Below are 21,833 nucleotides of genomic sequence, written 5' to 3'. Positions count from 1 at the left end.
CGAGGAGAATTTATGTCCCGAATGGCAGAACAGCAGCTTTATATCAATGGTGGTTATACATCCGCCACCAGCGGTCGCACCTTCGAGACCATCAACCCGGCGAACGGTGAAGTTCTGGCGAGCGTTCAGGCTGCCGGATGCGAAGATGTCGATCGCGCCGTGGAAAGCGCAAAACGCGGGCAAAAAATCTGGTCGGCGATGACCGCCATGGATCGTTCGCGCATCCTGCGTCGCGCCGTCGATATCCTGCGCGAGCGCAACGACGAGCTGGCGAAACTGGAAACCCTCGACACCGGTAAAGCGTATTCCGAAACCTCAACCGTCGACATCGTCACCGGCGCGGACGTGCTGGAGTACTACGCGGGGCTGATCCCGGCGCTGGAAGGCAGCCAGATCCCGCTGCGCGAGACCTCATTCGTTTATACGCGCCGCGAACCGCTGGGCGTGGTGGCGGGCATCGGCGCGTGGAACTACCCGATCCAGATCGCCCTGTGGAAATCCGCTCCGGCGCTGGCGGCGGGCAACGCGATGATCTTCAAGCCGAGCGAAGTCACCCCGCTCACCGCCCTGAAGCTTGCGGAGATCTACACCGAAGCGGGCGTGCCGGACGGCGTGTTTAACGTCCTGCCGGGCGTCGGCGCGGAGACCGGCCAGTACCTCACCGAGCATCCCGGCATCGCCAAAGTCTCCTTTACCGGCGGCGTCGCCAGCGGCAAAAAGGTGATGGCGAATTCGGCGGCCTCGTCCCTGAAAGAGGTGACGATGGAGCTGGGCGGCAAATCCCCGCTGATTATTTTTGACGATGCGGATCTGGATCTCGCGGCGGACATCGCCATGATGGCGAACTTCTTCAGCTCCGGCCAGGTGTGCACCAACGGCACCCGCGTGTTCGTGCCTGCAAAATCGAAGGCCGCATTTGAGCAGAAAATCGTTGAGCGCGTGGGCCGCATCCGCGCGGGCGATCTGTTCGATGAAAACACCAACTTCGGCCCGATGGTCAGCTTCCCGCACCGCGACAGCGTGATGCGCTACATCGCCAAAGGCAAAGAGGAAGGCGCGCGCGTGCTGTGTGGCGGCGACGTGCTGAAGGGTGACGGCTTTGACAACGGCGCGTGGGTTGCCCCGACCGTGTTCACCGACTGCACCGACGAGATGACCATCGTGCGCGAAGAGATTTTCGGCCCGGTGATGTCCATCCTCACCTATGAAAGCGATGAAGAAGCCATTCGCCGCGCCAACGACACCGACTACGGTCTGGCGGCGGGCATCGTCACTGCCGACCTGAACCGCGCCCACGGCGCCATTCATCAGCTCGAAGCGGGCATCTGCTGGATCAACACCTGGGGCGAATCCGCCGCGGAGATGCCGGTGGGCGGCTACAAACACTCCGGTATTGGCCGTGAGAACGGCGTCATGACGCTTCAGAGTTACACCCAGGTAAAGTCCATCCAGGTTGAGATGGGTAAATTCCAGTCCATATTTTAACCGGGAGGTTTATTTGCATTTTGACTACATCATTATCGGGGCCGGCTCTGCCGGCAACGTTCTGGCGACACGACTGACTGAAGATCCGAACACCACCGTCCTGCTGCTTGAGGCGGGCGGGCCGGATTACCGCTTTGACTTCCGCACCCAGATGCCTGCCGCGCTGGCCTTCCCGTTGCAGGGTAAACGCTACAACTGGGCGTATGAAACCGAGCCAGAGCCTTTCATGAATAACCGCCGCATGGAGTGCGGACGCGGCAAAGGGCTGGGCGGCTCGTCGCTGATTAACGGCATGTGCTACGTGCGCGGCAACGCGATGGATCTGGACAACTGGGCGAAAGAACCGGGTCTGGAGCACTGGAGCTACCTCAACTGCCTGCCCTACTACCGCAAGGCCGAGACCCGCGACGTGGGGCCGAACGACTACCACGGCGGCGACGGTCCGGTGAGCGTGACCACCTCCAAACCGGGCGTGAACCCGCTGTTTGAAGCGATGGTAGAGGCGGGTGTGCAGGCGGGCTACCCGCGCACCGACGATCTGAACGGTTATCAGCAGGAAGGCTTCGGCCCGATGGATCGCACGGTCACGCCACAGGGCCGACGCGCCAGCACCGCGCGCGGTTATCTCGACCAGGCGAAACCGCGCCCGAACCTGACCATCCGCACCCACGCCATGACCGATCATATTATCTTTGACGGCAAGCGCGCGGTGGGCGTCGAGTGGCTGGAGGGCGAAAGCACCATTCCCTCCAAAGCGACAGCCAACAAAGAAGTCCTGCTGTGCGCAGGCGCTATTGCCTCCCCGCAGATCCTCCAGCGCTCCGGCGTGGGTAACGCTGAACTGCTGAAGCAGTTTGATATCCCGCTGGTACATGATTTACCCGGCGTAGGGGAAAACTTGCAGGATCATCTGGAAATGTACCTTCAGTATGAATGTAAGGAGCCGATCTCCCTCTATCCCGCCCTGCAATGGTGGAACCAGCCGAAAATTGGCGCGGAGTGGCTGTTTGGCGGCACCGGCGTGGGCGCAAGCAACCACTTCGAAGCGGGCGGGTTTATCCGCAGCCGCGAAGAGTTCGAGTGGCCGAACATTCAGTATCACTTCCTGCCGGTGGCGATTAACTACAACGGTTCGAACGCGGTAAAAGAGCACGGCTTCCAGTGCCACGTCGGCTCCATGCGCTCGCCGAGCCGCGGACACGTGCGCATTAAATCCCGCGATGCGCACCAGCATCCGGCCATTCTGTTCAACTATATGTCCCACGAGCAGGACTGGCAGGAGTTCCGCGACGCGATCCGCATCACCCGCGAGATCATGCACCAGCCTGCGCTGGACAAGTATCGCGGTCGTGAAATCAGCCCGGGCGTCGAATGCCAGACCGACGAACAGCTGGACGAGTTCGTGCGCAACCACGCCGAAACCGCGTTCCACCCGTGCGGCACCTGCAAAATGGGCTACGACGAAATGGCGGTGGTCGACGGCGAAGGCCGGGTTCACGGGCTGGAAGGGCTGCGCGTGGTGGATGCGTCGATTATGCCGCAGATTATTACCGGCAACCTGAACGCCACGACCATTATGATCGGTGAGAAAGTTGCCGACGCCATTCGCGGGCGCGCGCCGCTGGCGAAGAGCACGGCAGCGTATTATGTGGCGGATGGGGCGCCGGTTCGCCGTTAAGGTGCGTTTTTCCCCCTCACCCTAACCCTCTCCCCAAAGGGGAGAGGGGACGATGACACCCTCCCCCTTTGGGGAGAGGGCTGGAGTCTTTTACTGCCGAAATGCCTCAAGCCTTTTAATCTGCCGCCCTTGTTCGTCAAAATTCTCCGCTGCCAGCCAGGCGCGCAGTTCCGCATACCTTTGCGGCCATTCGCGGTCAATAATCGAAAGCATATCGCTGTCGCGGTTGCGGCCTTTGCGCACCAGCTTCTGGCGCAGGCGACCTTCCCAGACAAACCCCAGCCGCTCCGCCGCGTTGCGTGAGGCGATATTCATCGAATCGCACTTCCACTCCAGCCGACGGTACTTGTGCTCAAAGGCATTTTTCAGCAGCAGCCACACCGCTTCAGTCCCCACGCGCGTGCCCTTCATTCTGCGCGACCAGGTGACGTGGCCGATTTCCACCGAGCCCTGAAAGCGCTCTATCGCCATATAGCAGACCAGGCCTACCGCTTTTTCAGTGCGTAAATCGATGACGGCAAAGGGCACCAGGTCATCATCCAGCACCTTTCCAAGCACCCAGTGCGCGGTAGCCTCAACGCTCATGGGCTGAGTGCTGGCCAGCCACGTCCAGTCGCTGTCATCCCCCAGCGCGTAGGCCTCGTATAAATCAGCCGAATGACGATCGGCATCCAGCGGCTCGAGGCGGCAATACTGGCCGGTAAGCGGGGTGCGGGTTAACGCGCGGGCGCATTTCCAGTCCGGGACGATATCGTTAACGGTTTGACCATGTTGATTGATTTCGGGCACGGCAATGACTCCCTGAAAGGTAAGGAGTTTGTTATAGCAGGTTAAAAAGCGGGCGAAAAGAGAGAACGTGCAGGCCGGGTAAGGCGCAACCGCCACCCGGCACAAGATTACTTCAGCAGCTTCACCGTGGCGTCGATGTCGATTTCATCTTCGGTAAAGATCATGGTCGTATTCTGGAAGGTGGTGATCGCCAGCTTCTTCACCGTGCGCATTTCGCCCGGCTTTTTCTCGGTTTTCGGCTTGATGCTGTTCATCAGCAGCCCCACCGACAGCACCGCATTCTCTTTGTCGATTTTGGTGTCAACCGGCTCTTCCTCGCTGAACACCACGAAGGACTTGATTGAGGTGAGCTTCACGCGCTCGCCCGCAATATAGAGGTGCTTGCTCTCCGGGATCACCTTCACCGCATACGCGGAAAGGCCTTTGTTGTTGGTGGTTGGCTCGAAGGTCACCGCCGCATCTTTTTTAATCAGTTCAGGGTTGGCGACCTTAATCACATGAAAATAGCGGTTGTCGCCGTTTTCATCTTTGATAAATCCAAAGCCTTTATCTTTAAACCACGTTGTGATTGTACCGTTCATCGCTGTTACCGCCTGTCAGATCTTAAGACTAAAGTTTTGCAGCGCGCAGTGTAATGCACAATGGCTGAGGAGACAAAAAAAAGCCCCTGCACGGGCGCAGGGGAAAGTTCATGTCAGAGCTTTTTAGTATTGGTATTTAGTTAAACACCATCCCACCATCAATCAGCAGGGACTGGCCGGTCATGTAGTCGGAATCCGGTCCGGCGAGGTAAGAGACGCAGGCGGCCACGTCTTCCGGCTCGGACAGACGGCCAAGCGTAATGCGTTTGGCAAAGGTTTCCGTTCCGTAGCCGAGCGGTTTACCCGCCGCCTCGGAGACCTGACGGTCGATTTCTGCCCACATCGGCGTTTTAACGATCCCCGGGCAGTAGGCGTTAACAGTGATCCCCAGCGGGGCGAGATCCCGCGCGGCGGTCTGGGTTAAGCCACGCACCGCGAACTTGCTGGAACTGTAGACAGCCAGCTCCGGGTTACCGGTGTGGCCCGCCTGGGAGCAGGCGTTGATGATTTTGCCGCCGTGCCCCTCTTTGCGAAAGGCGTCAATCGCGGCCTGAATGCCCCAGATCACCCCTTTCACGTTGATGTTGTAAACCTTGTCGACAATTTCCGGGGTGATGGATTCGATTGGCGTGGACGGCGCGACCCCGGCGTTATTGACGATGACGTTGAAGCCACCCAGCGCGGTACGGGCTTTTTCCACCGCCGCAAACACCTGATCGCGGTCAGAGACGTCCACCTTCACGGCGACAGCCTTCCCGCCGTTGCGGGTGATCTCATCCGCGACGGTTTTCGCCGTCTCTTCGTTATAATCCGCGATAGCAACGGCAAAACCATCCTTCACCAGGCGAAGCGCGATCGCTTTCCCAATCCCCTGGCCGGAGCCGGTTACGAGAGCCACTTTTTGCATTTCTCTGTCCTTATGTTGATTCACAAAATCTGGCTGAGATGGAGCTGGCCCATCAGCAGCGGGTTATCGCTGTAGTCGACGGGAATGGCCACCACGGCCGGGCCATCGACATCCATTGCCGCACGCAGCGTCGGTTCCAGCGCATCGGCGCTTTCGACGGCAAAGCCTTTCGCACCGAACGCGTCGGCATAGGCTTTGAAATCGACCGGACCGAACTCCACGCCGGAGAGGCGCTGGTATTTTTTCTCTTCCTGAATGGCCACCATGTTGTAGGCGTTATCCACCCAGATGATGTGCAGCACGTTGGCGTTGAGGCGCACCGCCGTTTCCAGCTCCATGCTCGACTGTAAAAAGCCGCCGTCACCGGAGACCGACACCACCTTGCGCCCCGGGTTGACCAGCCACGCGCCAATCGCCCACGGCAGCGCCACGCCCATGGTCTGCTGACCGTTGGAGATCATCACCTGACGCGCGCGGAAGCTGTAGAGGTAGCGGGCGATCCAGATGTGGAAGCTGCCCATATCGACGGTGAGCGTCACGTCGTTGTTCACGATGTCCTGCATAGCGCGCACGATGCGCAGCGGGTGCAGGGCAAACTGGTTAAGCGATGCGCCGCGGCGGTCGAGGAGGTCCCGCTGATGCTGACGATCGACAAGAATTTCCGAGGCGCGCTGGCTGAGTTCAAGCTTGTGCTCAATGCGGCTGGCAAGCAGGTTTAGCGTGGCGGCAATGTCCCCGACCAGTTCCAGATCGGGAACATACTTGCGCTCCTCATAGGCGGGCAGCACGTCGATATGTACCAGCGTCGCGTCGCCGCTGTTCCACATGGACGGCTCGTACTCCACCGGGCTGTAGCCGATGCAGATGATCAGATCCGCCAGATGCAGCAGCCGGTCGCCCGCCTGGTTGTTAAACAGGCCGACGCGTCCGGCGAAGCGGGTAAAGTGCTCCTGGTTCACCGCCCCGGCGGCCTGGTAGGTGCTGGTGACCGGAATGCGGCTTTTTTCCAGCAGCTTGCGCAGCGCGGCGCTGTTCGCGGGCTGGCTGGCCATCAGCCCCAGCAGGATGACCGGGTTTTTGGCTTTGTCGATGAGCTTCGCCACGTCGTTAATGGCCGATTCGGGAGCCGGGCCCATCAGCGCCGGGCCGCTGGCAGGCAAAATCGCCCCCGTGGTGGGCTGGTCGACAATATCCTGCGGCAGGCTGACAAACGCCCCGCCCGGTCTGCCCTGCTCGGCAGCGCGAAACGCGTTGGAAACCACCTCGGCAATCGCGTCCGGTGAATTCACTTCGACGGCGTATTTGGTGACCGGGCTGAACATGGCAACGGTGTCCATGCTCTGGTGCACCAGCTTGGCTTTATCCGCCCGCTTCACCGCCCCGCCCAGCGCCACCACCGGGTCGCCTTCGCTGTTGGCGGTCGCAATGCCGGTGATCAGGTTCGAACAGCCCGGTCCGGAGGTGACCAGCGCCACCCCGGCTTTACCGGTCAGACGCCCTACCGCCGCCGCCATAAACGCCGCGTTAGCCTCGTGACGCACCGGGATAATCTCGATGGAGGAGTCCAGCAGGGAGTCGAAAACCTTGTCGATTTTTGCGCCGGGGATCCCGAACACCTGCTTCACACCCTGCGCTTCCAGCTGGCCGACAACCATATCGGCGCCGTGCGCCCACTGACGTGACTGTTTTTCACTGTTCACGGTAGTTCTCCTGTTAGTTTTCGACGGCGCGGATAGCCGCATCAAGATTGCTGGGGTGCAGGTTGGCCTGTAAAAACGCGCTGTCGGCGGGCAGGTCAATCATCAGCTTGTGGATCTCCCCGAAGGTGAGCACGCCGTTCTCCAGCTGGTAGTCGAGCAGGTGGCCCCCGCCCTGACGGTCGTCGGTGATAAAGTGTTCGTGATAGCCCGCCACGTTGATGCCCTGCATATGCTGCGGGGTGCGGAACCCAACCAGCACGCCTTCGCGCTGGTTAAAGCGGAACACCGGCTGGTCGTCCAGCACGTCGGTCATCGCCCGGTACGGCGGCGTCTGGCGTGGTACGGTGCGGGTGTGGGCGTGGCGGAAATTGCCGTCGATGCGCAGCGCACAGAACAGGTTATCGGAGGGGATTTGCTGGTCGATGACGTCGTGGATCTGCTGACGGCTAACCGGCCCGTCGAAGGTTTTGCGGTACTGCGGCTGGAACCAGGTCATCACCGCGAATGGCGTTTTCTGCTCCGGCTTCGCGGCCCGGGCGCTGCCGTCGGCGCGAAGCTGGTAAACCTGGCTGCTGAAGGCAATCATTTCGCCGTCCAGCTCGTTAAAGGTGCCGAGACCAAAATCACCGTGTGCCAGCAGGTCGGCAATGGTGGTCTCCCCTTCGTAGACGCCGCTTAGCAGGGCGCTCATTAGCGATGTCTGATAGATCACGCTGTCAGGATGCTGAGCCGAGAACCCGCGCAGGGTCTCGCATAAACTCGCCTCACAGTCGCATGCAGATGAACGCATCATCATGCCCGTCCTCTTCAACTTTATTTATAAAGGTTAAATAAATGTTGACCCGATTCAGCAGAGAGTTCCAATATAGAATCCATGCTGGTTTGAGACGTTTTTGATATGGAACTTCGTTATCTGCGCTATTTTGTCGCGGTAGCACGCGAGCGACACTTCACCAGGGCGGCCAAAGCGCTGGGTATTTCACAGCCTCCTCTGAGTCAGCAGATCAAACGGCTCGAAGAGGAAGTGGGCACGCCGCTGTTCAGGCGCCTGACGCGGGGCGTGGAGCTGACCGAGGCGGGGGAAGCCTTCTACGAGGACGCCTGTAAGGTCCTGGCGCTGAGCGATGCCGCGCTGGAAAAAGCCCGGGGCATCGCGCGCGGGCTGAACGGCAGCCTGTCGATTGGGATCACCAGTTCAGATGCTTTTCATCCCAAAATCTTCGCCCTGATACGTCAGTTTCAGGTGCAGAACATGGCGGTGCAGGTTCACCAGGTGGAAGCCAATATGTCGTCGCTGACGACAATGCTGGCGGAGGGCGAGCTGGATATCGCCTTTGTGCGCCTGCCGTGCGAGAGCAGCAAGGTGTTCGAGTTAAAAATCCTCGATCGGGAGCCGATGGTGGTGGCGCTGCATCGCGATCATCCGCTGGCGGCGTGCGATTCGCTGGCGTTAGAGCAGCTTCGGGATACGCCGGTGGTGCTGTTCCCGCAGGAGGTCGCGCCGGGGCTGTATGACCGCGTTTACGGCAGCTGCGAGCGGGCCGGAATCGATATGCAACACACGCTGCAATCTTCACAACTCTCCTCTTCCCTGAGCATGGTCTCCGCTGGCGGCGGGTTCGCGCTGGTGCCGAAATCCATGGCCGCTATTTCTCCGCCGAATGTCACCTACTATGCCCTGCGCTCACCGGAGCTTTATACCGATATCGCGCTCTGCTGGCGGCGCTTTGAACGCTCGCGAACGGTGAAGCGGTTTCTGGCGATGATGAGCGAGGGGTAACGACGGTGCGGCTGTGCCCGGCGGCGCTGCGCTTGCACGGGCCTACGGTTCGTGTCCCGGGTTAGTTGGCTTGTTCGCGGTTTTGTAGGCCGGGCAAGGCGTAGCCGCCACCCGGTAATGCCCTTCTGGAAGCCGCCTCGCAAACTTTTAAGCAACCTTATGTAATTCAGGGTTATCCCTTTTCATCACTTCTCCGCGGTCGTAAAGTGCCTGCGTTGCGGCACATCCGTAACCGGGCGTAGGAACCCGTTAGCATGACGTAACATTTTTGGACAAAGAGGATGCTAAATGGTTACTACCCCTGGATTTTCATACGTACGCGCTGAAGAAAGCGCTGTTCATCACCTTCTCCACCTTCAACTTTCCGATTCTGCGGATCTCTTTGAACTGGCTGACACCTGTGCGGCGTACGTAAGCGTACTGGTGGAAACGGACGATGCGGTGACATTTGCCACGCTTTGTAAACAACTGCTGGCTGCGCTGAAACGGCTGCGGGAATGCTGCGATGCCGAATTGCCTTCGTATCTGGTTGAACAGCTGATCGCAGGGGAAAAGATCGCCTCCTGTGCGCCGGACTGCTGGCAGGATACGGCGTTGCAGGTGGACTATGCCGTGGCGTTAACGCTGGCGGTGATGGGCGGGACGTTGCCTGGGGGCGTGGCGAAAGAACTCACCGGGCTGCTGCATGATATGGTCTGGCTGCTGGCGGAGTTTGTGAAGGAGCCTTATATAACGGCGCACTGAGGCGGGTGATGGGAGGTCGGGGTTCTGCTGGGTAAAAAGCAGGACTTTGGCCTTACTAAAAGAATAGCGTTGTTTGTTGAATGTCCGTTAAGAGCGAGGTGCGGACGCTCGCATCTTGCATCTTGTATCTAAACGCGCGTTGACTCAGGAGTTCCCTGATGAAATATCAATTGCCATTGGCCATTGCCACTCATCTCCCAGCATGAGGAACGAAGAGAGGCATTACTGCCATCTGGATCAAAAGTCTTGTAATGCAATATGGCGAAATTTTTTCTAACGATGATAAGTCTAAACTCGCCACTGTGAATTATTGGACGTTTATCTTCAGTAGAAAGCGCCTCTATTGTTTCTGCCCTATCAACCAACATGCCAGATCGCGTTATCTCTCGAAATTCCTCATGAAGTATCTCTTCAAGCCATTCCCGATCGTTCCGCTTATAATCATGTAGAGAACATTCAAGAGTTTTTAATCTCTCAAGGAGCATAGTATTGTCCTTATTACATTGGGCTATTAACTTTTAGGACAATGAACGCTGGAAAGCAACATCCGCTCCTGGCACAGAGTGGACATTCATATTCTTCTCCCTTCCTCTCTATCGGCTCGCCGCCACTTTCAGGTATGAATGCGTTTATCACCTTGTTTAGAAAAGCGATGGGCAGCACGGCCGCCCATTACTTTGCCGAACGGAAAAACAGTGGCCGTTAACCCGGCCCCTCGCTCCCCGCCGCCAGTAGCGGCACCACCACGTCGCTGATGGGCACCGCAATACCGTGCCTGCGACCGTAGCGCTGGATCACGCCGTTGCGGATATCCCACTCCATCGGGCGATCCGCCTGACGATCGGCGAGGATCGACGTGCCCAAATCCACTGGCGCACGCTGGAAGTTTGTCAGAATCTCCTCCGCCACCGCATCGTCCAGCTTCGCCCCTTCGGCGCGGGCGACGGTAAGCCCCTCGCGCAGGTAGGCCAGCGCCAGCTCGCTGATATCCTCGCGCCTGAACATCCCGGCGCGGCGATTGGCCAGCACCATCAGCCCGGCGACTGCGTTTTGCAGCAGCTTGCGCCAGGCGACGGTGGCGAAATCTGTCGAAAGTTCAACCGCGCAGCGCGTAGTTGCGAAGCGCCTCCACCACCCGCTGCGCCTGCGGCACGTCCGGCAGCGTCAGGCGCGGTTTTGCCCGCAGCCATACGGAGGCATCCGGCTCGCGCTGGGCCGGGAACCAGACTACCGAGGGCAGCACCGTTGCACCATTGACCAAAGGATAAAGCTGCGCCTTCTGCTCCACGCCGTTTTGCAGCGCGCAGACCACAGTGTTTTCATCGCACAGGGCGCGCAGCCACCCGGCGCTGTCGGCATTTTGCGTCGTTTTTACCGCCACAAAAACGAGATCGGCGGGGCGCGTAATGACGGCAGGATCGGTGAGTACCGGACCGGGCACCACGATTTCCCCCTCATCGTGACGCAGGCGCAATTCCGGGTGCGCGGTGCGACCGCACAGCAGCGGCGTGCGGTCCGCATCATGCAATACCGCGGCAATGGTGGTGCCAATCGCACCAGGACCAATCAGCGCAATGGATGGATAGTCAGACATGGGTCACTCCCCTTTTGCTAAGCCTGAAATCAGTTATACCACCCTGAAAAGAGCGCGCCACGCCCATTGTCTATACTCAACACATAACAGACAATGGAGTGCGCCATGCCCTTACCCGATTTTAAGTCCTCTGAACCTTATACCCTCGGCATTGAACTCGAACTCCAGGTGGTTAACCCGCCGGGTTACGATCTGAGCCAGGACTCTTCTGCCCTCATCGCCGCCGTCAAAGACGACATCAAAGGGGGCGAAGTCAAACACGACATCACCGAAAGCATGCTCGAAATCGCCACCGGCGTGTGCCAGACCATCGACCAGGCAGCGGCGCAGTTCTCGGTGATGCAGCAGAGCATCCTGCGCGCGGCGGCGGAGCAGCATATCCAGATCTGCGGCGGTGGGACGCATCCGTTCCAGAAATGGCAGCGGCAGGAGGTGTGCGACGACGATCGCTATAACGTCACGCTGGAGCGCTTCGGCTATCTGATTTTACAGGCGACGGTGTTCGGCCAGCATGTGCACGTTGGCTGTCGGACCGGGGACGATGCCATTTACCTGCTGCACGGCCTGTCGCGCTTTGTGCCGCACTTTATCGCCCTTGCGGCCGCCTCACCGTATATGCAGGGCACCGACACGAAGTTCGCCTCGTCGCGGCTGAACATTTTTTCGGGCTTCCCGGATAACGGCCAGATGCCGTGGGTTAACAGCTGGCAGGAGTTCGAAGGGCTGTTCCGCCGTCTGAGCGCCACCAGCATGATCGACAGCATTAAAGATCTGCACTGGGACATCCGTCCCAGCCCGCACTTCGGCACCGTGGAGGTGCGGGTGATGGATACCCCGCTGACGCTCGGCCACGCCATTAACATCGCCGGGCTTATTCAGGCGACGTCCCACTGGCTGCTGACCACGCGGCCCTATAAGCATCAGGAACGGGATTTTCTGCTGTACCGCTTTAACCGTTTTCAGGCCTGTCGATACGGGCTGGAAGGCATTCTGACGGACGTGCATACCGGCGAACACAAAACCGTGGCGGACGATATCGCCTGGCTGCTGGAGCAGGTTGCGCCGTCGGCCGAGAAGCTCGGCGCAACGAGCGCAATCAATGAAATTGCCCTGCTGTTAAAGCAGGGCAAGAGCGAGGCGCAGCGCATGCGGGACTTTATCGCTGACGGCGGCTCGCTTATTTCTCTGGTGCAGAAGCACTGCGAGCTGTGGGCGACGAGTCCGTAAGGCCGTGGCCCCACTCGCGCAGGCGCTGGAACAGCACGAACAGCGCGGGGATGAACACAATCCCCACCACGGTCGCCACCAGCATGCCGCTGAACACCGTGGTGCCGATGATGCGGCGGCTCTGGGCACCCGCCCCGGTCGCCAGCATCATGGGCAAAACGCCGATAATAAACGACACGGCGGTCATCATCACCGCCCGGAAGCGGCGCGATGCCCCTTCCCGTGCGGCATCGACAATCGCCATCCCGTCCATGCGCCGGGCGCGGGCGAACTCCACGATCAGGATCGCGTTTTTGGCCGCTAACGCGATCAGCAAGACCAGACCGATCTGCACGTACACGTCGTTGGCGTAGCCCGCCAGCCACAGCCAGACCAGCGCCCCGCCGATGGCGAACAGCACCGAGAGCATTACGCTCGCCGGCAGCGTCCAGCTCTCATACTGGGCGACGAGGAACAGCCACGCCATCACCACCGCCGCCAGTACGATCCATATTGCCTGATTGCCGGTCTGCTGCTCCTGATAGGACATGCCGCTCCAGGCGTAGTCGTACCCGGCTGGCAGGTTTTCCGCCAGGATTTCCCCCATCGCCGCCATCGCGGTGCTGCTGCTTACCCCTTCCGCTGCCGAACCGCTCACCGATACCGACGGGAACTGGTTGTACTGCTGAATAAAGGGTGCACCGACGGTCGGCGTGATGGTGACGAGGTTGCTCAGACGCACCCGCTCGCCGCTGTTGCTGCGCACGAACAGCTCGCTGATTTGCTCCGCGCGCTCGCGCCACTGCATTTCGTTCTGCATTACCACGTGGTAGACGCGGTTGTTGACGCTGAAATCCCCGGCGCGCGTGCCGCCGAAGGCGGTTTGCAGGCTGCTGAAGATGCGCGACACCGGCACGTCGAGGCGCGCGGCACGCTCGCGGTCAACGGTCAGCGTCAGCTGCGGCACGTTACTGCTCCAGGTAGTGAACACACGGCTCAGCTGCGGATGCTGATTAGCTTTCGCCAGCACCTCACGCGTCACCCGCTCCAGCTCCGCCGGGCTTTGCCCCGTCTGCGCCTGAATGCGCAGGTCGAAACCGGAGGCGTTGCCCAGCCCCGGCAGCGTCGGCGGCGCGAAGGTCATGATGGTCGCTTCCGGCAGAGCCAGCAGCTGGCGCTGAAGGGTGCCCATGACCTCATCCAGCGGCGGGCGCTCACTCCAGTCTTTGAGCATGATGGAGATAAACCCGCCGTTGGAAGCGCTGGTACCGTTGAGGATGTTAAACCCTGAAACCTGAATCACATCTTCCACCGCCGGGTTTTTAGCGATGAGTTCGCGCGCGGTGGTCATCACCGCTTCGGTGCGCTCCAGCGACGCCGCTTCCGGCAGCTGGACGCTGGCGAAGAAGTAGCCCTGATCCTCCTGGGGCAGGAAGCCCTTTGGCATCGACATAAAGCTGAAAACCACCACCGCCGCCGCGCCTGCGGTGGCCAGCAGCGCCAGCCACGGGCGCAGGTTTAATACGTTCACGATGCGGGTGTAGAAACCGCGTGCGGCATCCAGCCCACGGTTAAAGGCGCGATAAACTGCCGCAGGTTTCTCCGGGCGCGGACGCAGCAGCAGCGCGCACAGGGCGGGCGTCAGGGTCAGCGCCACCAGGCTTGAAAGCGTCACGGCGGTCGAGAGCGTCACCGCAAACTGGCGGTACAGCTCACCGACAATCCCCGGCAGGAGCGCCACCGGCACAAACACCGCCAGCAGCACCAGCGTCGTCGCGATGACCGGCCCGGCGATCTGGCGCAGCGCGAGCGAGGTCGCCGCCGTGCGGCTCTGCCCTTCCGCCATCAGCGTTTCGACGCTCTCCACCACCACGATGGCGTCATCCACTACCATGGTCAGCGCCAGAATAATGGCAAACAGGCTCAGCGTATTGGCGGAGTAGCCGAGCGTATAGAGCACCGCAAAGGTGCCCACCAGCGACACCGGAATGGCCAGGGCGACAATCAGCGTTGCGCGCCAGCTTTGCAGGAACAGGGACACCACGACCACCACCGCCAGCATCGTCAGCGCCAGCGAGACGCCGATCTCTTTGATGGTGGCGGCAACGAACGAGGTGGTGTCGAATTTAACTTCATAGACCAGATCGTCCGGGAAACGCGTGGACAACCGTTCCAGTTCCGCGCGCACCGCATCGGCCACGCGCAGGGCGTTGGCGGACGGCGTGGGGTAAATGCCGAGATAGGCGGAGTCGTGTCCGTTAAGCTGCGCGCCAGAGCTGTAGCTGCGCGAGCCAAGCTCGATGGTGGCGACGTCCTTCAGGCGCACCAGCTGGCCCATCTCCCCGGCGCGAATGATAATGCTGGCAAAGTCGTCGGCCTGGTTTAAGCGCCCCAGCCCGTTGATGGTCAGGGTCTGCTGCTGGCCGTTAAATACCGGCGGCGTGCCGACCTGACCTGCCGCCCCCTGCACGTTCTGCTCGCGCAACGCCTGCGCCACGTCGTCGGTGGTGACATTCAGGGCGTTCATGCGGTCCGGACGCAGCCAGATGCGCATGCTGTAATCCCGCGCGCCAAACATCTGCACCTGCCCGACGCCCTGCAGGCGGGACAGCGCCTCGCGCACCTGCGTGCTGGCATAGTTGCTGACGAACAGCGGCGTGTGGGTATTGTTCGGTGAGTAAAGACTTACCCCCAACATCAGGTTGGTGGCGCGCTTGCGCACCTGCACGCCGTTTTGCTGCGCCTCGGTCGGCAGCTGCGCCACGGCCTGCGACACGCGGTTCTGCACGTCGATGGCGGCGAGATCCGGGTCGGTGCCCGCCGCAAAGGTGATGTTCAGGCTGTACGTGCCTTCGTCCGAACTGGTGGACTCCATATAGAGCATGTGATCCACGCCGTTCAGCTGCGTCTCCAGCGGCGTGGCGATGGCCTCCGCCACGTCAGCCGAGCTGGCGCCCGGCCAGCTGGCAGAGACATTCACCACCGGCGGGGTGATCTGCGGGTACTGCTCCACCGGAATAATCCTCAGCGCGATGGCCCCCAGCAGGGTGATGACCAGCGCAATCACCATCGCAAAGCGCGGGCGTTTGATGAAAAACGTCAGCATGATGGCTCCTTAATTCAGTATCTGGACGGCAGCGCCGGGCTGCACGCGCTGCGCACCGTCAGTAATCGCTCGCTCACCGGGCTTCACGCCGGAGGCAATCTGGAACTGCTGGCCGATCTGCCCGGCAACCTTCAGCGGGCGCATTTCGGCTTTGCCGTCGGCATTGACCACCCAGGCAAAAAACCCGTCGCCGTTCTGCTGGACCGCGGCGGCGGGCAGGGTCAACACCGGCTGTTCGCTGGCCGGGCGCAAATACACGTTTACGTTGCCGCCGGGCAGGAGCTGATGGCGCGGGTTGGCGAACTCGGCGCGCAGCATCACGCTGGCGGTGCGCGGGTCGATGCGGTTATCCACGGAGGTCAGTTCCCCGCTGATGCGCTGGCCGTTGCTGTCAATCAGCGCCTGCCAGGCCTGCTTCATGGCTCGGATATCCGCATGCTGTCCGGCTTTAGTGGCAAACGCGCCCTCTTCCAGCGCAAAGGCAATGCGGATCGGATCAAGTTGCACCACCTCCACCAGCACGCCGCTGGCAGGGTTGACCAGGCTGCCGACGTGGAAGTTGCTGTGCCCCACGCGCCCGTCAATCGGCGAGGTGATGCGGGTGTAGTTGAGAGTGACGCTGCGGGTCTCGAGCCGGGCTTTCGCCTGCTCCAGCGCGGCGCTCGCGACGTCGCGCTGCATGCGGGCGTTGTCCACGTCGTGACGGCTGATGGCGTTGCTGCTGCCCAGGCTTTCGAAGCGGGACAGCTGCTGCTGCGCCTGACGCAGCGTGGCTTCGGCGCTTCTCACTTCGGCCTGCGCCAGACGGAGGGCGGCGCGCGGCTCGGCGTCGTCCAGTTCGAACAACACGTCGCCTTTTTTCACGTACTGCCCGTCGCGGAAGTGGATTCTGGTGATGACGCCCTCCGTACGCGCACGTAGCTCAACGGTGTGAATGGCTTCGATGCGGCCCGGGATCTGGCGCTCGGCGGCGTGGGCGGTCTGCTCCACGGTGGCGACACGCACGGGAATGGCGGCGGCGAAGACGGGTTGCAGGGTGCTGGCGAGGAGTGCGAACAGGAGCGGGAATTTCATTAAGAAGTACCTCAGTGTTTTCCCCTCACCCTAACCCTCTCCCTAAAGGGGAGAGGGAACTTGAACACCCTCTCCCCTTTGGGGAGAGGGCAGGGTGACGGGGGGCTTAGTTATGCAGACTTACGGAACCTGCGGGTCAGTCGCTTCTCGATTTCGACGACGAAGAACATCACCCCCGCCACCGCCAGCGTCACGAACCAGTAGCGCAGCGGCAGCGCTTCGGTACCGAACAGCATCTGCATAAACGGCAGGTAGATAATCGCAGCCTGGAGCAGGAACAGTACGCCCGTTACCAGCCAGATCCCTTTGTTCGCCAGCAGGCCACGGTTCAGGGAGAACCCGTCGGTGTTGCGGCAGTTAATCATGTATACCCACTGGGCGCAGACCAGCATCTGCAACAGCACGGTGCGGATGAACTCCGCGCTGTGGCCGCGCGGGGCCAGCCAGGCTTCCAGCGCAAAGGCGGCGATAGCAATCATGGTGCCGACGAAGGCCACGCGCCACACAGCGTAGGCGTCCATCACGTGCTGCCCGGTCTGGCGCGGCGGACGACGCATAATGTTGCGCTCGGCGGCCTCAAAGGCCAGGCCGAAGGAGAGCGTGGCGGAAGTCGCCATGTTCATCCACAAGATCAGTACCGGCGTGAGCGGAATGATGTTCCCCGCCAGCAGCGCAATCACAATCAATAGCCCCTGCGCCAGGTTGGTCGGCATAATGAACAGGATGGTCTTCTTCAGGTTGTCGTAAACGCGACGCCCCTCTTTCACCGCGCTGGCGATGGTGGCGAAGTTATCGTCCGTCAGGACCATGTCCGCCGCCTCTTTGGTCACTTCCGTGCCTTTGATGCCCATCGCGATGCCGACGTCCGCCTGGCGCAGCGCCGGGGCATCGTTCACGCCGTCGCCGGTCATACCGACGATTTCGCCTTTGTCCTGCAACGCTTTCACCAGGCGCAGCTTATGCTCCGGGCTGGTACGGGCGAAGATGTCATACTTCACCGCCGCTTCCGCCAGCTCGGCGTCGTCCATCTTCTCCAGCTGGTAGCCGGTGACCGCCTGCTCGCTGTTGGTGATCCCCAGCATCTGACCGATGCTCATCGCCGTCTGCGGGTGATCCCCGGTGATCATCTTCACGCGGATCCCCGCCTGCTGGCAGGCATTAATCGCCTCAATCGCCTCCGGGCGCGGCGGATCCATCATCCCGGCGATGCCGAGGAAGATCAGACCGTGGTTCAGGTCGTCGTGGGTTAATGCCTGCTCGCCATTTGCTGGCTTGAACGCCGCGGCGACCATGCGCAGTCCCTGACGTGCATAGCGCTCCATCTCGTTTTCCCAGTACGCGCGGTCAAAGGCTTGCGCACCGTTGCGGGTCTGCTGCTGCTCACACAGGGCGAAAATCACGTCCGGCGCGCCGGTAATCAAAATCTGCTCCTCACCGCCAATCTGGTAGTGGGTGCTCATGTACTTGTACTGCGAGTCGAACGGGATCTTGTTAATCAGCGTGGTCATGACCGGCGAGAGGTGGGCTTTCGCCGCCAGCACCTTCAGTGCGCCCTCGGTCGGCCCGCCGGTGATACCCCACAGGCCGCGCTCGTCCTGAATCAGCTGGCTGTCGTTGCACAGGTCGATGGTGCGCAGGTACTGCTCCAGCACGGTGCCCGGCTGGATCTGCACCGGCTCGTCGCTGCCTTCCAGATAGATGTGGCCCACCGGCTCATAGCTGTTGCCGTCCACGCGATAGCAGGCGTCGGCGGTGATGATGGCTTTCACCGTCATCTCGTTCATGGTCAGGGTGCCGGTTTTATCCGAGCAGACCACGGTCATTGCGCCCAGGGTTTCAACCGTCGGCAGCTTGCGGATAATCGCCCGCTTGCGCGCCATCGCCTGCACGCCCAGGGAGAGGATGATGGAGATAATCGCTGGCAGACCTTCTGGTACAGACGCGACAGCCAGGCTAATGAGGGAGAGCAGCAGCTCGCCCATCGGGATCTCGCGAAACACCAGGCTGAAGACAAACAGCGCGGCCATCATCGCCAGAATGATGGCGAAGATCGCTTTACCCAGCTTGTCCATCTGCACCAGCAGCGGCGTACGGTGTTTTTCAATGCCCGCCATCATCTGGTTGATGTGGCCGAGTTCGGTCTCCTGCCCCGTGGCAATGACCACGCCAACGCCGCCGCCTGCGCTTACCGTCGTACCGGAAAAGACCAGGTTCGTGCGGTCGCCCAGCGGTAATTCGCCGTTCAGCGGATTCGTGTGTTTATCCACCACGGTGGATTCACCGGTCAGAATCGCCTCTTCCACGCGTAAATTATGCGCTTCGATTAAACGCATATCCGCCGGAATACGATCCCCCGCGCGTAATACAATAATATCGCCCGGAACGATTTCCGTCGTCGGTATGGTTTCGTGGGTGCCATTACGAATAACACGCGCCTCGCTGGAGAGCATATTACGAATGCTCTTCAGGGATTTTTCCGCGTTGCTTTCCTGAATGTGGCCAATTAGGGCATTGATTACCGCCACGCCCAGAATAACCAGCGTATCAACCCAGTGTCCCATTACCGCCGTTAATACGGCTGCCGCCAGCAGGACGTAAATCAGCACATCGTTAAAATGCGCGAGAAAACGCAGCCAGCCCGGCTTGCCTTTTTTCTCCGGCAGCGCATTCGGGCCATGCTTCTGCAAACGCGCCTGCGCCTCGGTGCGGTCCAGGCCATTAGCCTGGCTCTGCGCCTGAGCAAGCACCTGCTCTACGGTCTGCTGGTACGCCTGCCCACCTGCGGGTGGCATATTCTGCGAGAAATTTTTTTTGGTCATGGTATTTTTCCTTCAATATCCGGTGGACGGAAGCCGGAATTCCTTTCTGGCTTTAAATAATTCATTTTAAAGTCTTGCGGGTTAAATTGATCTACCGCAATATATTGACTACCCGGTTATTCAAAACTGATTAAAATTATTTCGACGCGTTGATTTTTACAAAATATTTCTAAACCAACACTAAACGAGGAGGAAGCATGTTTGGTATTTATCGCGGACGGCGCCTGGCGTTATACATTGTCGCAGCCATTGTTATTGCGACGTTAATTGGATACAGCACCTATAGCTTTGTAAAATTATTTTCGTGATACAGACATTTATTTACATAGCGCGATATTAATTTAATCCTCAAGGTTAAATTAATCTCTTTCCGTACATTATTTGTCGGGGCATGGAATTATTTAATTAAAAAAGGGCCGGAGGGTTGATATTGCTTTACGTTAAAGGATGCCGGACAATGACATTTTTAACTGACGATTAACATTACGATGAAACACCCGTTGGAATCGCTGCTGACTGCGGGGGGCATTTTATTGATGGCCCTGATCTCTTGCTTACTGCTGCCCGCGCCGTCGCTGGGTCTGGTGCTGGCGCAGAAGCTGGTTCAGACCTTTCATATGGTCGACCTGAACCAGCTCTACACCATTTTGTTCTGCGTGTGGTTTTTACTGCTCGGCGCTATCGAATTCTTCATCCTGCGTTTCGTCTGGCGCCGCTGGTTCTCACTGGCGTCGTAAGCCAATAAAAAAGCCGGGTGGCGGCGATGCCTTACCCGGCCTGGATTTCTAATTTTAATGTGTCTGGCTGTGATTCTCTTTGCGGTACGCCCCGGGCGGCTGGTTGAAGGTGCGGGTGAAGATGCGCGTAAACGTCTGCTGCGAGTCAAACCCGTAGCGCAGGCAGATTTCGTACACGCGTTCGTCTGATTCACGCAGATCGCGTGCCGCCAGCAGCAGCTTGCGTTCGCGGATGTAGCGCCCCAGACTTTCACCTTTGTATTGCATAGACAGCCGCTGTAAATGCCACTTGGAGTAACCCGCATGACGGGCAATCTCTTCGATGCGTAACGGCTGATGCAGGTTGTCATCGATCCATTCGACAATCGTATCAATGACCTGAGCGGAAATCGTCATACTGCTCTCCCCCTCTGCTTCTCGCTTAAACATTATTCCCACCACTCGCGAAATTGTTGCGTGGTATCACTTACCCGTACCGGTTCGCCCAGTTCCGGCGTCAGCAGCCGATAGTTTTTATCCTTGCTGGCTTTCGCCAGCTGGATTAGAGGATCGTTCCAGGTATGTTTCGCCAGCACGAAGCGTCCGTTATGTCCCGGTACGACCGCTTTGGCATTGAGATCTGCCGAGGCCTGCGCCGTTTCCGCCGGATGCATATGGATGTACTTCCAGTCCTGGTCGTACTGCCCGTTCTCCATAATGGCCAGATCAACGCCGCCAAACTGCTCGCCGATAGATTTGAAGTGCGGGCCGTAACCGGAGTCGCCGCTGTAATAGACCTTCCGCTCCGGGGTGACAAACATAAAGCTGCCCCACAGGGTCTGGTTACGCTTAATGCCGCGTCCGGAAAAGTGGCGCGCTGGCAGCACATGCACCGTCAGCGCATCGCTGATATGTACCGACTGGTTCCAGTCCCGTTCATCGATAATGTCCTGGCTCATCCCCCAGTAGCGCAGGTGTGAACCGACGCCGAGCGGCGTGACCACGCGCTTCACCTTCGGCAGCAGCGCCTTGATGGTGGCGTAATCCAGATGGTCATAGTGATCGTGGGAGATAATCAGCAGGTCGATCTCCGGCATGCACTCCGCACGCCACGGATACTCCCCCGCAAAGGCTTTATTGAGGAACGAGAACGGCGCGGCGTAGTTACTCAGAACCGGGTCGATCAGAATGCGTTTTCCCGCCAGCTGCATATACCACGAGGAGTGACCGAGCCACACCAGCGTATCCTGGTCAGGCGACAGACTCGCCAGATCGGTTTTCACCAGCGGCAGCGGCTGCGCCGGACGGGCGTTTTCGGTTTTACGGGTCAGGAACTGCCACCACGCCACCAGCATATTTTGTTGCCCGGTAAAGCCCGGCGTTGGGAGCGTGTTATGGAATTGCCCGTCGCGATAGTGCGGGGAGGCTTCCACTTCAGAGAGCTGCGCGCCCTGCGGTGGCTGGCCAAATCCGGCGTTCAGTACAAACGGTAAACTGGCAGCTGAAGCAATAATCATGACTAATACCACGCAGATGAATAGAGGCTTTTTCATTTCCTGACCCGCCTACGCGCCCCGTCCGATGGTTTGCGCGGGTGATACTTGATTATGAGTGAGTAAGCACTCATTATAGAGAGGATGATTACGCCGTCAAG

The 21,833-nt window shown here is 59.7% G+C and carries 17 protein-coding genes and 2 pseudogenes; 7 read left to right on the top strand and 12 right to left on the bottom strand.

All coding sequences use genetic code 11. The features are described from left to right. Nucleotides 1-12 precede the first annotated feature (12 nt). Nucleotides 13-1,485, top strand: a complete 1,473-nt coding sequence (betB, locus tag ACOTX7_RS02730) for a betaine-aldehyde dehydrogenase (protein ID WP_221257035.1) — start codon at nucleotides 13-15, stop codon at nucleotides 1,483-1,485. A gap of 13 nt (nucleotides 1,486-1,498) precedes the next feature. Further along, a complete protein-coding gene (gene betA / locus ACOTX7_RS02725; protein ID WP_221257216.1) occupies nucleotides 1,499-3,163 on the top strand; it encodes a choline dehydrogenase in 1,665 nt (554 codons plus the stop codon). 90 nt (nucleotides 3,164-3,253) lie between these two features. Here the strand turns inward: betA and ACOTX7_RS02720 are convergent, their stop codons facing one another. The 5 genes from ACOTX7_RS02720 to budA all read right to left on the bottom strand — a co-directional run bounded on the left by ACOTX7_RS02720 (nucleotide 3,254) and on the right by budA (nucleotide 7,933). Then, a complete protein-coding gene (locus ACOTX7_RS02720; RefSeq protein ID WP_221813028.1) occupies nucleotides 3,254-3,952 on the bottom strand; it encodes a GNAT family N-acetyltransferase in 699 nt (232 codons plus the stop codon). Nucleotides 3,953-4,059: 107 nt separating this feature from the next. Beyond that, nucleotides 4,060-4,533 (bottom strand): cold-shock protein, encoded by a 474-nt coding sequence (locus tag ACOTX7_RS02715; RefSeq protein ID WP_221257034.1) that lies wholly within the window; start codon nucleotides 4,531-4,533, stop codon nucleotides 4,060-4,062. A 136-nt stretch (nucleotides 4,534-4,669) separates the two neighbouring features. Next, nucleotides 4,670-5,440, bottom strand: a complete 771-nt coding sequence (locus ACOTX7_RS02710; protein ID WP_032673599.1) for a (S)-acetoin forming diacetyl reductase — start codon at nucleotides 5,438-5,440, stop codon at nucleotides 4,670-4,672. A 20-nt stretch (nucleotides 5,441-5,460) separates the two neighbouring features. Next, nucleotides 5,461-7,182, bottom strand: coding sequence for an acetolactate synthase AlsS (gene alsS, locus ACOTX7_RS02705; protein ID WP_260630775.1), 1,722 nt, complete (start codon nucleotides 7,180-7,182; stop codon nucleotides 5,461-5,463). Beyond that, nucleotides 7,154-7,933: an acetolactate decarboxylase gene (budA, locus tag ACOTX7_RS02700; protein ID WP_221257215.1), complete on the bottom strand. Its 780-nt coding sequence runs from the start codon at nucleotides 7,931-7,933 to the stop codon at nucleotides 7,154-7,156. Before budA ends, alsS begins: the two co-directional genes overlap by 29 nt. A 105-nt stretch (nucleotides 7,934-8,038) precedes the next feature. On the opposite strand from budA, the gene ACOTX7_RS02695 reads away from it, so the two are divergent. Further along, nucleotides 8,039-8,920, top strand: coding sequence for a LysR family transcriptional regulator (locus ACOTX7_RS02695; RefSeq protein WP_221813026.1), 882 nt, complete (start codon nucleotides 8,039-8,041; stop codon nucleotides 8,918-8,920). 288 nt (nucleotides 8,921-9,208) lie between these two features. Then, on the top strand, nucleotides 9,209-9,664 hold the full coding sequence (locus tag ACOTX7_RS02690; protein WP_221813025.1) for a hypothetical protein: 456 nt from the start codon (nucleotides 9,209-9,211) through the stop codon (nucleotides 9,662-9,664). Between the two features lie 128 nt (nucleotides 9,665-9,792). On the opposite strand, the gene ACOTX7_RS02685 is transcribed toward ACOTX7_RS02690, so the two are convergent. After that, nucleotides 9,793-10,149, bottom strand: a complete 357-nt coding sequence (locus ACOTX7_RS02685) for a DUF4440 domain-containing protein (protein ID WP_221813023.1) — start codon at nucleotides 10,147-10,149, stop codon at nucleotides 9,793-9,795. A 134-nt stretch (nucleotides 10,150-10,283) separates the two neighbouring features. On the opposite strand from ACOTX7_RS02685, the pseudogene ACOTX7_RS02680 reads away from it, so the two are divergent. Continuing rightward, nucleotides 10,284-10,370: pseudogene (locus ACOTX7_RS02680) on the top strand (AraC family transcriptional regulator); the annotation flags it as partial. On the opposite strand, the pseudogene ACOTX7_RS02675 reads toward ACOTX7_RS02680, so the two are convergent. Continuing rightward, nucleotides 10,367-11,258 (bottom strand): annotated as a pseudogene (locus ACOTX7_RS02675) (oxidoreductase). The pseudogenes ACOTX7_RS02680 and ACOTX7_RS02675 sit on opposite strands and share 4 nt — an antisense overlap. A 105-nt stretch (nucleotides 11,259-11,363) precedes the next feature. Between ACOTX7_RS02675 and ACOTX7_RS02670 the strand changes: the two are divergent. Further along, nucleotides 11,364-12,485 carry a YbdK family carboxylate-amine ligase gene (locus ACOTX7_RS02670; protein ID WP_221257030.1) on the top strand — a complete coding sequence of 374 codons (1,122 nt, stop codon included), beginning with the start codon at nucleotides 11,364-11,366 and terminating at the stop codon, nucleotides 12,483-12,485. Here the strand turns inward: ACOTX7_RS02670 and ACOTX7_RS02665 are convergent. From ACOTX7_RS02665 to ACOTX7_RS02655, 3 genes are all read right to left on the bottom strand, one after another. Then, on the bottom strand, nucleotides 12,436-15,570 hold the full coding sequence (locus ACOTX7_RS02665) for an efflux RND transporter permease subunit (protein WP_221257029.1): 3,135 nt from the start codon (nucleotides 15,568-15,570) through the stop codon (nucleotides 12,436-12,438). The genes ACOTX7_RS02670 and ACOTX7_RS02665 overlap by 50 nt on opposite strands. Before the next feature lie 9 nt (nucleotides 15,571-15,579). After that, the gene (locus ACOTX7_RS02660; RefSeq protein WP_221257028.1) at nucleotides 15,580-16,644 is read right to left on the bottom strand and encodes an efflux RND transporter periplasmic adaptor subunit; all 1,065 of its coding nucleotides are present in this window, start codon (nucleotides 16,642-16,644) and stop codon (nucleotides 15,580-15,582) included. Between the two features lie 110 nt (nucleotides 16,645-16,754). Further along, nucleotides 16,755-19,463, bottom strand: coding sequence for a cation-transporting P-type ATPase (locus ACOTX7_RS02655; protein ID WP_221257027.1), 2,709 nt, complete (start codon nucleotides 19,461-19,463; stop codon nucleotides 16,755-16,757). Between the two features lie 488 nt (nucleotides 19,464-19,951). Here ACOTX7_RS02655 and ACOTX7_RS02650 point away from each other — a divergent pair, with 488 nt between their 5' ends. After that, nucleotides 19,952-20,200, top strand: a complete 249-nt coding sequence (locus tag ACOTX7_RS02650; RefSeq protein ID WP_041910998.1) for a DUF1158 domain-containing protein — start codon at nucleotides 19,952-19,954, stop codon at nucleotides 20,198-20,200. Nucleotides 20,201-20,254: 54 nt separating this feature from the next. Here ACOTX7_RS02650 and ACOTX7_RS02645 read toward each other — a convergent pair whose 3' ends face one another. Then, nucleotides 20,255-20,596, bottom strand: a complete 342-nt coding sequence (locus ACOTX7_RS02645) for a RamA family antibiotic efflux transcriptional regulator (protein ID WP_221813021.1) — start codon at nucleotides 20,594-20,596, stop codon at nucleotides 20,255-20,257. A 32-nt stretch (nucleotides 20,597-20,628) separates the two neighbouring features. Continuing rightward, complete coding sequence (locus tag ACOTX7_RS02640; protein WP_221257025.1) at nucleotides 20,629-21,732, bottom strand: RomA family MBL fold metallo-hydrolase; 1,104 nt, start codon at nucleotides 21,730-21,732, stop codon at nucleotides 20,629-20,631. Nucleotides 21,733-21,833 lie beyond the last annotated feature (101 nt).

This window comes from Enterobacter cloacae complex sp. IR5418 (genome assembly GCF_049238105.1).
Classification (GTDB): domain Bacteria; phylum Pseudomonadota; class Gammaproteobacteria; order Enterobacterales; family Enterobacteriaceae; genus Enterobacter; species Enterobacter hormaechei.
The sequence above is the reverse complement of the archived record's forward strand: the minus strand, read 5'-3'. Positions and strand labels throughout refer to the sequence as shown.